We start from the raw sequence: 12,781 nt of genomic DNA, 5'->3' as shown, positions 1-12,781 counted from the left end.
GGTTAGCTATGAATCGCTACGCGTTAATCGAACGCATGAACGACTGTTTTCAAACGTTAGAGATCAAGCTTGCAGTGATGCAGCAACAGTTTTCAACGTATCGACTGCTGGCGGGCCGCGTCTACTCCCTTCCCCCTGTGGAAAAAGGAACGGAGCACGATCCTATTGAGCACATTGCCGTCACGCAGTACGTTGGTCAGGAGGCTCAAGATAAAGGACTCGCGCACTTTCAGCGTCTGTTCATTCACCACTACCCGGAAGCGCTCAGCAGCAAAAGTGCAATTCGCTTACCAGGTGCTCTCTGCTTTGCGGTAAACGCGGCGCAATATCAGCAGGCACATTCGCTCATCGCGGAAATTAATGCACTGAAAAAAGAGCTGGAGCAGATTATTACCGTCGAATCTGGTCTAGAGCCGGAACAGCGCTTTGAGTTTGTCCACTCACACCTGAAAGGGCTGATCACACTCAGCGCTTACCGTTCATTAACGCTCATAACCAACCCAGCGTCAGTCCGGTTTGGCTGGGCGAATAAGCACGTCATCAACAACATGACACGCATAGAATTGTTGGAAAAATTGACCAAAAGCCTGAATGCAGCAAAGCATGCGGCGCCGTATACCAAAGCGCAATGGATTGAGCATGTGGAACAGGAAATGGATGCCGTATTGCAGTTACCGGAAGACGCGGTCTTGAAGATCAAACGTCCGGTAAAAGTGCAGCCAATCGCACGCGTGTGGTATGCCGAGCAGCAGAAACAGGTTCAACATCCCTGCCCGTCTCCTCTACTTGTGCTTTGTCAGCAGGAATCTGGGGGCACTATGCCGATTATCGGCGAACTCAATCCTTACGATGCCAACAACATCAAACATAAGCACAAGCCGAAAGCAGCCGAACTTCGCCTGCTTATCCCGCGTTTGCATCTGTATACCGATGCGCCGGAATAAAAAAAGCCTGCGGATATAAATCGGCAGGCTACGTGATAAAACGCTAACTACAGCGCCATTACTTTTTCAGGCTACCGACCATCTCTTCCGGTCGAACCCACTCATCAAACTGTGCTTCAGTGAGGTGGTTCAGTTTGAGCGCGGACGCCTTCAGCGTTAGCCCTTCTTTATGTGCTTTTTTTGCAATCTCAGCCGCTTTGTCATAGCCGATATGCGTGTTCAGCGCGGTAACCAGCATCAGTGATTCGTTCAGCAGTTGAGTAATGCGATCGTGATTAGGCTCAATTCCCACCGCACAGTGCTCATCAAAGCTCTTCATGCCATCAGCCAGCAGGCGAATCGATTGCAGGAAGTTATGAATCACCATTGGCCGGTACACGTTTAGCTCAAAATTACCGGAAGCTCCGCCGATATTCACAGCAACATCATTGCCCATCACCTGGCAACACAGCATTGTCAGCGCTTCACACTGGGTCGGGTTGACCTTGCCCGGCATGATGGAACTACCCGGTTCATTTTCAGGAATACTGAGTTCGCCGATGCCACAACGCGGGCCAGATGCCAGCCAACGCACATCGTTGGCAATCTTCATTAACGATGCTGCCAGCCCCTTCAAGGCACCGTGCCCGTGAACCAGCGCATCACAGGTCGCAAGCGCTTCAAATTTATTCGGCGAGGTCACAAACGGCTGACCGGTTAATTTCGCCAGTTCCGCCGCCACACGCACCGCATATTCAGGATGTGTGTTCAACCCAGTACCTACCGCCGTACCGCCCAGCGCCAGCTCGCAAATATGTGGCACGCTGTTTTCGATATGCTTCAGATTATGCTGCAACATTGCGGCCCAGCCGGAGATTTCCTGCCCCAACGTCAGTGGCGTCGCATCCTGTAAATGCGTACGGCCAATCTTGACGATGTCTTTGAATTCCTCAGCCTTCGACGCCAGGGTGGCGTGCAGCGCTTTCAATTCAGGAATCAGGTGTTCGTTGATCGCAACCACGGCCGCAACATGCATCGCCGTTGGGAATACGTCATTGGAACTCTGACTTTTATTGACATCATCATTGGGATGAACCAGCCGATTGTTGCCTCGCTCTCCTCCCAATAGCTCACTGGCGCGGTTAGCCAACACCTCGTTCATATTCATATTGCTTTGCGTGCCAGACCCCGTCTGCCAGATTGCTAACGGGAATTCCCCAGCATGTTTGCCAGCCAACACCTCGTCCGCGGCCTGAATAATCGCATTTCCCCGATCGGCAGATAGAAGTGTGAGATCCATATTGACGCGGGCCGCCGCGCGCTTGGTTTGCGCCAGTGCATAAATCAGCGTGCGTGGCATTTTTTCTTCAGAAATACGGAAGTGTTCCAGTGAGCGTTGTGTTTGCGCACCCCATAAATGTTCAGCAGGAACATCGATTGGCCCCATTGAGTCTTTTTCACTACGTGTCGTGCTCATTACCTTTCCTCCTTAAAACACAGATTCAAATAGTAGAAGACATCGAATCACATCGCTGGGCCTATTCTGATAACACTAACTGGCCTATAACACTTATTGTGTCTACTAACACGGTCTGGCATCGCGCTACATAAAACATTACCATGAAGCGAAGAAGATGCAGTGTATTCATAATCATTCAAGTAGTTAACAGCCAGCGTCACAGAAATTAACCATTAATGTAATAGCAGGGAGCCGACATGCAAAAAATGCTCAATTGCGTCCAGCACTATGCCTGGGGCAGCAAACACACGTTAAGTGAGCTTTATAGCATTGATAACCCTAAAAATTTACCGATGGCGGAACTGTGGATGGGTGCCCATCCTAAAAGCAGTTCGGCGATTATTGATGAAAAAGGCGACACCCGCAGCCTGCGTGAGGTGATTGCCGAAGACGTGACAGCTCATCTTGGCGCAACGATCGCGCAACGTTTTGGCGAATTACCCTTTTTGTTTAAAGTATTGTGTGCAGAACAGCCACTTTCTATTCAGGTTCATCCAAGTAAATCAGCGGCAGAACAAGGCTTTGCGAAAGAAAATGCCGCCGGTATCGCGCTGGATGCAGCCGAAAGAAACTACAAAGATGCCAATCACAAACCGGAATTGGTCTACGCGTTAACGCCCTTTCAGGCCATGAACGGGTTTAGAGAATTATCTGAAATTGTGCACCTGCTAGAGCCAGTTGCCAGCGCACACCCGTCAATCGCCGCGTTTTTACAACAGCCCGATGCGAAGAACCTCGCCATGCTGTTCACTAATCTGTTGAGTATGGACGGTGAGCAAAAATCCCGTGCACTCGGCGTATTGAAGGCTGCGCTAAACAGTCAGAATGACGAGCCGTGGGCCACTATTCGCGCGATTACACAATACTATTCCGATGACAGCGGGTTGTTTTCCCCACTGCTGCTGAATGTCATTACGCTTCAACCCGGCGAAGCCATGTTCTTGTTTGCTCAAACGCCGCATGCCTATCTAAAAGGCGTGGCATTAGAAGTCATGGCGAACTCGGATAACGTGCTGCGTGCGGGGTTAACGCCGAAATACATTGATATTCCAGAGCTGCTGGAAAATGTCGTGTTTGAAGGCAAACCCGCAAACCAGTTGCTGACTACGCCACAGCGACAGGGTAATGAACTAAGCTTCCCCATTCCTGTTGATGATTTTGCTTTTTCACTGCACGAACTGAGCCAGAGCCCACAAACGCTCCGCCAAGACAGTGCTGCCATTGTATTTTGCGTCGACGGCCATGCCGTCTTGCAAAAAAATGAGCAGCGGCTCTCGCTACGTCCGGGAGAATCCTGCTTTATTTCCGCCAGTGAGTCACCGATAACGGTTGAGGGACAGGGGCGTCTCGCTCGCGTATTTAACCGATAACTTGTTCCATACGCTGTGTTACCCACGTATCGCGTTGAAAGTTACCTGCGCATTACGTTGAGAGTTACCCGCGTTTCGCGTTGAAAACGCGCATTTTTTTACTAAAGGATGAATAAAAATGAATAAGTCATTAGTCGCCGTAGGCGTTATTGTTGCTCTGGGCGCCATCTGGACCGGCGCATCCTGGTACACCGGCAAACAAGTGGCTCAGCAGATTGATGGTTTTACCGATACGCTGAACACTAAGATCAAGCAAGCCTACCCGAACGCTGGGTTAAAAGTGGTCTATCGCGACTATCAAGGCGGAATATTCAGCAGCACTCTGGCCTATGTCTTACAGACCGATGGCACAGCAAAAGGTACACAGTTCCTTGCGCCCGGTGAAGAACTCGTCTTCAACGAAACCGTGTCTCACGGGCCGTTCCCGCTGGCACAGCTAAAGAAATTCAACCTCGCTCCGTCGATGGCTTCTGTTCATACCGAGTTGGCCAACACCCCGGCAGTCAAAGCCTGGTTTGAGCTGACCAAAGATAAACCATTCTTTACGTCCGACACTCGCGTCGCTTACAGCGGTGATACGCAGTCACTTATTACGCTGGTGCCGATCGACTATCAGACGCCAGAACAGAAATTTTCCTTCAGCGGCGCAGAAGCGCTGTTGGATATCGGGCACGATCTACGCAGCAGCAAGCTGGACACCACCATCAGCAGCGTGAAGATGGAAAGGAAAAACGCTTGGGGCCAAACCGAGAAGGTCGATGTCAGCGATTTCGCCATCAAGGGGACTAATCAAAAAGGCAAATTCGATATTGATTTAGGCGATGGAGCCCTATCTCTTAAAACGATGACGTTTACCGTAGAAGGCGGCGATCCTGTTACCTTGAACGACTTCTCTCTGCAAAGTAGCGCAACGGAAGATGATAAAAATCTGGCGGGCAAAATGGACGTTACGCTGGGTTCCTTAGTCATCGGCGACCGTAATCTGGGCTCGGGTAACGCAAGCATGTCCATTTCACAGCTTGACGGCGCGGGTACCAAACAGTTCCTCACCGCCTATCAGGCAAAAGTGCAGAAACTGTTGCAAGATCCAAGTGCTATGGACCCCGATGTTTATCAGCATGAAGTCGCTATGTCTATTCTGCAATACTTGCCACAACTGCTGAAAGGTAATCCTAGCGTTGAGATTTCTCCGATCAGTTGGAAAAACAGTAAAGGAGAAGGCACATTCACGCTGGCACTGGATTTAACCGACCCATTGCAGAGCACGGATAAAGCCGCTGACGCAACGGTATCGGATGAAGAAAAAATCATTCGTCAATCGGTCAAAAAATTCGATGCCAAACTCAATGTACCGCTCGATATGCTGGCAGAGTTAATGGTGCAGGCGGGGCCGAAACCAGCTAACGCAGAAGAGCAAAAGCAGGCGACAGAAATGGCGCAGCAGCAAGCTAAGATGATGGCAGGCATCGGTCAAATGAACCAAATGAGTGTCACGAAGGACAATGCGATTACCAGCTCACTGCACTACGCTGATGGTCAAATTGACTTCAACGGTAACAAGATACCACTGGCCGATTTCATCGCCCCTTATTTCTCCGTTCCAACGGAAGAAGGTGAAGAATCCCAGCCTGGCGCGCCGCAAGAGCCGATCGCACCACCAGCGCAATAATCTAGTACTCAATAATATTACGCGCTAAAACACACGGTGGCCGCTCTTTCAGCCACCGTTTTTTCTGCCCTAAATCTTCTGCTTGATATTGAGATAACGTCATGTCCGCGCTGAAACCTTTTATGGAAGCCCATCAGGCCGCAATCTACTTTTTTGCTGTAATAGCGGCAGCGGCAACCGCCATGGTTATTCCGGAAACAGAGCAACTCAGTGCCGTGATTAATCCCGCTCTGGCGCTGATGCTGTTTGTTACGTTTCTGCAAGTTCCGCTGACCACGATAGGAAAAAGTATCACTCAGGTCAGATTCATCGGCGCGCTTCTCATTGCCAATTTCATCGTGATTCCCTTACTGATCGCGGTGCTGTTACCCTTTCTCCCCGCCGAACCGCTGGTGAAGCTAGGCATCATATTAGTGCTACTCGCACCCTGTATAGATTACGTGGTGACATTCGCGCATCTGGGCCGTGCCGATGCCACCCGCCTACTGGCCGCGACACCCATACTACTGATGCTGCAAATGCTGGCGTTACCCTTTTACCTGACGCTATTCCTCGGCCATGAGGCCGCCAGACTCATCGTCTTCGCACCCTTTATCGACGCGTTTATCTGGCTCATCGCCATACCTTTAGCACTGGCAGCCCTTCTGCAATGGCTAGCGGCGCGGCTGCGTATTATGGCAACATGTTCAGATGCATTAGGCTATCTGACCGTTCCAGCCACGGCTCTGGTGTTGTTTATCGTGGTGGCTGCTGTCATTCCACAATTGCGCACCACCTGGGAATCCGTTTTACTCGCAATACCGTTTTACCTGCTCTTCGCTCTGCTGGCGCCGTTGCTTGGCTGGTTAACTAGCCGCGTATTCCGATTGGATTCGGCTAGCGGACGAGCAGTGGCTTTTAGCGCCAGCACACGTAACTCTCTGGTTATTCTCCCGCTGGCCTTGGCAATACCGGGTGCACTACCGTTACTTCCTGCCGTCATTGTCAGCCAAACTTTAGTCGAGTTACTCAGTGAACTCATTTATATCCGAGTTATCCCTAAGTTAAACGCGCCTGAAATTAAGCAAAAAAACCAATAACAGATTGTTTTTGCTCAATTACTGCCCAGTTCGCTTGAATTTTATCGGTAACGATTAGCTATTTACCACGATTTCTTTTTATACTTTGTCCTATGAAAAACAATAATCAGACAATAACATTATGATTGATTTACGCCTGCCACTGACTGATATCCACCGCCACTTGGATGGCAACATCCGCGCCCAGAGTATTCTGGAACTAGGACGCCAGTATAATATTGCGTTACCTGCCAGCGATCTTGACGCACTCCGCCCTCACGTTCAGGTCACCAAAAATGAACCTGATTTACTGAGTTTTTTACAAAAGCTCGACTGGGGTGTAGCCGTTCTCGGTTCACTGGATGCCTGCCGCCGCGTCGCTTACGAAAATGTTGAAGATGCCATGAACGCTGGGCTGGATTACGCCGAGCTACGTTTCTCTCCCTACTATATGGCGATGAATCATAAGCTGCCGATTGCGGGCGTTGTTGAAGCTGTGATCGATGGTATTACAGCAGGCAGCCGTGATTTCGATACCGACATCCGTCTGATTGGCATCATGAGTCGGACATTCGGTACCGAGGCCTGCCAACAAGAGTTGGATGCCCTGTTGTCACAGCGCGATCGTATCGTAGCGCTCGATCTGGCGGGTGATGAACTGGGCTACCCTGGTGCGCAGTTTACCTCTCATTTCCAACAAGCCCGCGATGCAGGCTGGCATATCACCGTTCACGCGGGTGAGGCGGCTGGGCCGGAAAGTATTTGGCAGGCGATTAATCATCTGGGCGCAGAGCGTATCGGGCACGGCGTAACCGCCATTATCGATCCTCGCCTAATGACGCACATGGCAGAGAATGGGATCGGCATTGAATCCTGTCTGACATCTAACATTCAAACCAGTACGGTGGAAACACTGGATAAACATCCCCTTATCCACTTCCTGCGTTATGGCATTCCCGCCACTATCAATACCGATGACCCTGCGGTTCAAGGCATCGAAATCCGCCACGAATATGAGGTCGCAGCACCACTTGCCGGCCTGACGGCGGTAGAAACGCGCAAAGCGCAGGAAAACGGCCTGAACATTGCTTTTATCAGCGAGCAGGAAAAACAACAGCTGCGTGAAAAGGTTCTGCGTAAGCGGGCTTCTGCCTAATCACCGTGACGTCATGCTGTCACTTCCGCCTGCCGCTCATGAAAAACGGCTAACTCTCGTTAGCCGTTTGATGCGGATTTGTTACAGAACATCTATAAGGTTCAACTACTCGGATTCGCTGAAGAATGGTGCGTGGTGATCAACCACTGTTTACCGTTCCAAGCGTAAGTATAGGTATAGCGTGCTTTGGCTACGCTACCATCACCGAATGTGAAAGTGTATGTTCCGGTATCAACAGCCTTATTACAGCCGATCCGGATTGTGCTGGTGTCAATCTTACCAACCGGCTTTTTTGCTAGGAAATGTTCAAAGTAATCAATGCGCTCTGCATCAGTCGTACGTGGTTTATCGGACAACGTCGGCAGCAGCACGGCGTCTGGCGCATAGTTTTTTGCAACCTTCTTCGCATCACCCGTTTGCAACGAGGCATTCCAACGGTCAAATAACGACGCAATCTCTTTTTGACTGGTTTGTACACAGTCCATATGTTGAGCAGCCTGTACGGATGTGGAAGCTAACGCCCCTAGCATTGCTAAAGTTAACACCGTTTTTTTTAACATATTCCCTCGATCTCAAAATACCGATTATCATCAACTGTACCCTGCCCTCGACAACGAATGTCGATGAGCCAGCATTGTTATAACGTAACGGATCGAGGAAGTGATACACTTTAGAAACTATCACTGTAATAGATTATTTAATCTATGTCAGAATGGTCACACATGACAATGCCCCCGAACCGTGTAAGGTCCGAGGGCATTATTTTATGTATCGAGGGATCGATAATATCTTACTGATGAGGTGTATCTTGTTCTTTATTTAGCCGTTTGGCATAACGCTGTGCAAGCGCGGCGCAAACCATTAGCTGAATTTGGTGAAAGATCATCAGCGGCAGCACCATCGCACCGACCGCCGCCGCTGGGAACAGCACATTTGCCATCGGAATCCCGTTCGCCAGACTCTTCTTCGAACCACAGAAAACAATGGTGATTTCATCGGCGGTGTTAAAGCCCAGCTTACGTGCAACCAGTGTATTCACCACCAGCACAATCGCTAACAGTACTATTGAGCAACCCACTACCGCCAGCAATGACCATCCGTTAATCTGCCCCCAAATCCCCTGCACGACCGCCTCGCTGAACGCGACATAAACCACCAGAAGAATCGATGACCGGTCAGTAATATTAATCAACTTACGGTGACGTTCGACCCACTTGGCAATCAACGGGCGCGACAGATGGCCAATGACGAAAGGCACCATTAATTGCATGATGATGGAACCGATAGCATGCAGCGTGTCCGTTTCTCCCCCCTGCGTATGCATCAGTAAGCCGACCAGAATTGGCGAGAGAAACACGCCTAAAATACTGGATGCAGAGGCACTACAGATCGCCGCCGCCACATTACCGCCAGCCATTGAGGTATAAGCAATCGCTGACTGCACCGTTGCGGGTAACGCACACAGGTAGAGGAAGCCAAGATACAAGGTTGGCGTCAGCACCACTGGCGACAGCAGGCTCATGCCGATTCCCAGCAGCGGGAACAGAATAAACGTGCTGGCAAACACCACGAGGTGCAAACGCCAGTGCCCCATACCGGTGGTGATCGCTTCACGCGACAGCTTCGCACCGTGCATAAAGAACAACAGAGCAATCGCCGCCGTTGTCAGATACTCAAAGAAAACCTTCACGGTGCCTTCAGCAGGAAGAATCGACGCCGTCACTACGACCAGAATCAGAACCAATAAAAACTTATCAATGCGTAACCGTTGTAACCACCCCATGCCCGACACCTTTCCCCTAGCCTTAGCCTAATTAACACTCTAACAATACGGGCGACCCGGAGATCGCCCAAAACGGCAGTCTACGGCGATCCTAAGATCGCCTGTTTAAACAAACCGTTAACTATCTGGAATAAAATGCAGCAAATCTAGCTATTTTTCAGCGCGACGGCTTTTTTCTGCTCGTGGGAAAGCAGCCCCAGTTCGATTAACTCCATCACCTGAATCGCCTGATTCACGCCAACAGGATTTTCTCCCTTACCCAGCAACGCATCGCGCACTGCCGCATAGTAAGCCGGATAGTTACCCGGAATCGTTGCGATGGTCTGTTCCGCCGTTATGCCATCGCGAGACAGCGTCAGCACGCCATCATGTTTATCCTGTCCCCAATCGGCCAGCGGTGGGCGTTCACCCGCTTTCAGGCGATCTTCCTGTGGGTCGAGTCCATATTTTACAAAGCTACCGCGCGTACCATGCACGGTATAGCGTGCGGAAGCCGCTGCCACCAGCATGCTGGCGTGCAGGATAACTCGGCGCTGCGGGTAAATCAGCGTCGCGTGGAAATAATCCGTTGCCTTACTGCCTGGTCTCAGTTGCGCCATATCTACCTGAATCGCCACCGGCAAACCAAACAGTTCCAACGCCTGATCCAGCAAGTGCGGACCAAGATCGTACCAGATCCCGCTACCTTCACTGCCGTCTTCACGCCAGCGCTGACGAACCTCAGGACGGAAGCGATCAAAATGCGATTCCATATACACCACATTTCCCAGTGTGCCCGCAGACAGTAGCTGTTTCAGCGTCAGAAAATCGCTGTCCCAACGGCGGTTATGGAAAACAGAAAGCACTTTTCCTGAGCGTTCGGCAATCGCGCCCAGATCGTATGCTTGTGACAACGTCACGGTAAAAGGTTTATCGACGACGACATGCTTACCCGCTTCCAGCGCCTGCTTTGCCAGCGGGAAGTGTGTGTCATTGGGGGTAGGAATAACAATGAGGTCAATATCGGGATCGTTAAACAATGCCTGCGGGTCTTTTTCCACCCGCAGATTTGCCCAATCCGCATGCACTTTTTCAGCATTGCTGCTGGACACGGCCACCAGATCCATACCTGCCGTACCTGCAATTAACGGCGCGTGGAATGTCTTACTGGCATAACCGTAGCCCAGCAGCCCAACACGAACGGTCTCACTCATGACGATTCCCCTTAGCTTATTTTGACTTTGTGATTTCTCACTCAGTATATACCCGTCACCCGCCAGATTGCAGAGAGGGATATTTATCAGGGGAATCGAGGTCATTCCAGTATGTTAACCGGTCACGGCATTGGGTATCCGATCTCCCCATGCCACGGGCAGCGCTTTGGCCGCCGGATAGTTGATTTCACTGCTGCGGCGACGAAAATCACTGGGGCTGACACCGACCCGTTTACGGAACACGCGTGAGAAATAGAGCTGATCGTCATACCCCACCACGCGACCAATATTGGCGATAGATTCCTGCGTCGTCTGCAATAACAGCTTGGCGCGGATCACGCGCTGATCTTCACGCCAGCGCAGAATGTTAATGCCCACCTGCTCACGGAACAAATGCGCCAGCCGCGACGGCGACAGACAAACGTGCCGTGCGACTTCATCAATACGCAGTTCTCCGGCCAGATTGCTGGTAATAAACTGGCAGGCTTCAATCACGCGCGGATCCATAATTTTCTGCGGACTCTGCGGATCTTCTTCCATCGCTCTGAGCAACAGACGCTCCAGCAGATTCATGCCCAGTTCTTCCGAAAAACGCCGTCCTGAACGCTGCGTCTGCTCGATATTGGCAAACAGCCGGTCAAATTCCAGCAGCAGTTGGTTATTCGGCAGGCTCATACGGCCAATCCCGCTGCTTTTGGTATGCCATTCCAACCAGTCAGCCCAGTAGGCGCGTGGACGGAAATAGACCCAGCGGTGATACCAGCAGTCGCTGCCCGATGAGCGGCCATAAAAATGCTTCGATTTAGGCGGGAACAGCAGTAGATCGCCAGGATTACAGAAAAAGGTCTCATCGCCATCAAAGACCTGACCCTGTCCCTTCATGGTGAGATTAATGATGTAGCCTTTCATGCCATCGGGACGATCGATAAAAAAGTCGAGCGGCCCTTCAGCCAGAATCGGCGTCAGACCTGCCACAAGGTAAGCGTTGAACGAATATCCCGGCAGCAGCGGATTAGGCTGAGATTCATGCGCCATACGGTGATACATCAGGCCTCCGGTACACGCTAGTAATGATAAGAAGCGGCAGGATGACTTACCTACCGCACGGGCATTTATACCGTTTTCTTCGCCAGCTGTTTGTAACGGTCGAAGATAACCGCCGCCAGCAAAATAAGACCGCGCACCACATACTGAGAGAAAGGAGAAATATTTAGCAGGTTCATCGCGTTTTCCACCGTACCTAAAATCAGTACGCCAGCCACCACGTAGGAAATTTTGCCGATCCCGCCTTTCAGCGATACGCCACCCAGCACACAGGCAGAAATGACGATCAGCTCATACCCGATGGACGTCATCGGCTGGCCGCTGGTCATACGCGAAGCCAAAATGATTCCCGCCGCGGCGGATACCAGACCGGACAAGGCAAAAATGATGATCTTGGTACGTACAACCGGCACCCCGGCCAAACGCGCCGCTTCCTCATTTCCCCCAATCGCCAGCGTATTGCGGCCAAACGTGGTCTTGTTCAGCAACAGGCCAAACAGGATCATACAGCCGATGGTGATCCAAATTGGCGCAGGCAAGCCCAGCCAGTTGGCATAGCCCAATGCGAAGAAACGCTCATCTTCAATCCCTACCGCTTTACCATCAGAAATAATGTACGCCAGACCGCGTGCAATCTGCATGGTCGCCAGAGTCGTGATCAGTGCGTTGATCTTCAAACGGGCAATCACAAAGCCGTTAAGTAAACCGAATGCCACGCCCAACAGCAGCCCAGCACCGACGCCGATCCACAGACTTTCACTGATATTAATCACCACCGCCGTCGCTACCCCGGAACAGGCGATAATCGAAGCCACGGATAGATCAAAATCACCAGAAGCCAGACAGAACAGCATCCCGCAGGCCACCATACCGGACATGGAGATCGCCAGTCCCAACCCTTTCATATTGATAAATGAGGCGAAATTTGGGACAAAAATCGCACAGCCAAGAAACAGCACGGCAAAAACCACCAGCATGCCGTAGTTATCCCAAATGCGGGACAATCCCATACCGTTTTTCTTCTTTTCTGAGGTTGCAGACGTAACCGTTGACATTATTTTGCTCC

11 protein-coding genes are annotated in these 12,781 nt (G+C 51.0%); 5 read left to right on the top strand and 6 right to left on the bottom strand.

Annotated features, from left to right (window positions below; genetic code table 11):
• Positions 1–8: 8 nt before the first annotated feature.
• Entirely contained in the window at positions 9–944 is a 936-nt protein-coding gene (gene tus, locus GZ59_RS11085) for a DNA replication terminus site-binding protein (RefSeq protein WP_039291791.1), read from the top strand.
• 58 nt (positions 945–1,002) lie between these two features.
• On the opposite strand, the gene fumC is transcribed toward tus, so the two are convergent.
• Complete coding sequence (fumC, locus tag GZ59_RS11080; RefSeq protein WP_039291789.1) at positions 1,003–2,400, bottom strand: class II fumarate hydratase; 1,398 nt, start codon at positions 2,398–2,400, stop codon at positions 1,003–1,005.
• Between the two features lie 239 nt (positions 2,401–2,639).
• Between fumC and manA the strand changes: the two genes are divergently transcribed.
• From manA to add, 4 genes are all read left to right on the top strand, one after another.
• A complete protein-coding gene (gene manA, locus GZ59_RS11075; protein ID WP_011093821.1) occupies positions 2,640–3,812 on the top strand; it encodes a mannose-6-phosphate isomerase in 1,173 nt (390 codons plus the stop codon).
• Positions 3,813–3,930: 118 nt separating this feature from the next.
• Entirely contained in the window at positions 3,931–5,481 is a 1,551-nt protein-coding gene (locus GZ59_RS11070; RefSeq protein ID WP_011093822.1) for a YdgA family protein, read from the top strand.
• Between the two features lie 101 nt (positions 5,482–5,582).
• Positions 5,583–6,560 (top strand): arsenic resistance protein, encoded by a 978-nt coding sequence (locus GZ59_RS11065; protein ID WP_011093823.1) that lies wholly within the window; start codon positions 5,583–5,585, stop codon positions 6,558–6,560.
• Positions 6,561–6,681: 121 nt separating this feature from the next.
• Positions 6,682–7,695 carry an adenosine deaminase gene (gene add, locus GZ59_RS11060; protein ID WP_039291785.1) on the top strand — a complete coding sequence of 338 codons (1,014 nt, stop codon included), beginning with the start codon at positions 6,682–6,684 and terminating at the stop codon, positions 7,693–7,695.
• 101 nt (positions 7,696–7,796) lie between these two features.
• Here the strand turns inward: add and GZ59_RS11055 are convergent, their stop codons facing one another.
• The 5 genes from GZ59_RS11055 to araH form a co-directional block, all read right to left on the bottom strand.
• On the bottom strand, positions 7,797–8,255 hold the full coding sequence (locus GZ59_RS11055) for an SgcJ/EcaC family oxidoreductase (protein ID WP_039291782.1): 459 nt from the start codon (positions 8,253–8,255) through the stop codon (positions 7,797–7,799).
• Between the two features lie 230 nt (positions 8,256–8,485).
• Positions 8,486–9,478 carry a bile acid:sodium symporter family protein gene (locus tag GZ59_RS11050; protein WP_039291779.1) on the bottom strand — a complete coding sequence of 331 codons (993 nt, stop codon included), beginning with the start codon at positions 9,476–9,478 and terminating at the stop codon, positions 8,486–8,488.
• Between the two features lie 146 nt (positions 9,479–9,624).
• Positions 9,625–10,671 carry an oxidoreductase gene (locus GZ59_RS11045; protein WP_039291776.1) on the bottom strand — a complete coding sequence of 349 codons (1,047 nt, stop codon included), beginning with the start codon at positions 10,669–10,671 and terminating at the stop codon, positions 9,625–9,627.
• A gap of 114 nt (positions 10,672–10,785) precedes the next feature.
• The gene (araC, locus tag GZ59_RS11040) at positions 10,786–11,718 is read right to left on the bottom strand and encodes an arabinose operon transcriptional regulator AraC (protein WP_039291773.1); all 933 of its coding nucleotides are present in this window, start codon (positions 11,716–11,718) and stop codon (positions 10,786–10,788) included.
• A gap of 65 nt (positions 11,719–11,783) precedes the next feature.
• Positions 11,784–12,770 (bottom strand): L-arabinose ABC transporter permease AraH, encoded by a 987-nt coding sequence (gene araH, locus GZ59_RS11035; protein WP_011093829.1) that lies wholly within the window; start codon positions 12,768–12,770, stop codon positions 11,784–11,786.
• Between the last annotated feature and the right edge of the window lie 11 nt (positions 12,771–12,781).

The organism is Pectobacterium atrosepticum, assembly GCF_000740965.1.
Taxonomy (GTDB): Bacteria; Pseudomonadota; Gammaproteobacteria; order Enterobacterales; family Enterobacteriaceae; genus Pectobacterium; species Pectobacterium atrosepticum.
This window is presented reverse-complemented; position numbering and strand designations above follow the sequence as displayed.

Bases quoted from the DNA above. Each gene is read 5' to 3' on its own strand.
- tus (WP_039291791.1), top strand. From the start codon at position 9: ATGAATCGCTACGCGTTAATCGAACGCATGAACGACTGTTTTCAAACG.
- fumC (WP_039291789.1), bottom strand. From the start codon at position 2,400: ATGAGCACGACACGTAGTGAAAAAGACTCAATGGGGCCAATCGATGTT.
- manA (WP_011093821.1), top strand. From the start codon at position 2,640: ATGCAAAAAATGCTCAATTGCGTCCAGCACTATGCCTGGGGCAGCAAA.
- GZ59_RS11070 (WP_011093822.1), top strand. From the start codon at position 3,931: ATGAATAAGTCATTAGTCGCCGTAGGCGTTATTGTTGCTCTGGGCGCC.
- GZ59_RS11065 (WP_011093823.1), top strand. From the start codon at position 5,583: ATGTCCGCGCTGAAACCTTTTATGGAAGCCCATCAGGCCGCAATCTAC.
- add (WP_039291785.1), top strand. From the start codon at position 6,682: ATGATTGATTTACGCCTGCCACTGACTGATATCCACCGCCACTTGGAT.
- GZ59_RS11055 (WP_039291782.1), bottom strand. From the start codon at position 8,255: ATGTTAAAAAAAACGGTGTTAACTTTAGCAATGCTAGGGGCGTTAGCT.
- GZ59_RS11050 (WP_039291779.1), bottom strand. From the start codon at position 9,478: ATGGGGTGGTTACAACGGTTACGCATTGATAAGTTTTTATTGGTTCTG.
- GZ59_RS11045 (WP_039291776.1), bottom strand. From the start codon at position 10,671: ATGAGTGAGACCGTTCGTGTTGGGCTGCTGGGCTACGGTTATGCCAGT.
- araC (WP_039291773.1), bottom strand. From the start codon at position 11,718: ATGTATCACCGTATGGCGCATGAATCTCAGCCTAATCCGCTGCTGCCG.
- araH (WP_011093829.1), bottom strand. From the start codon at position 12,770: ATGTCAACGGTTACGTCTGCAACCTCAGAAAAGAAGAAAAACGGTATG.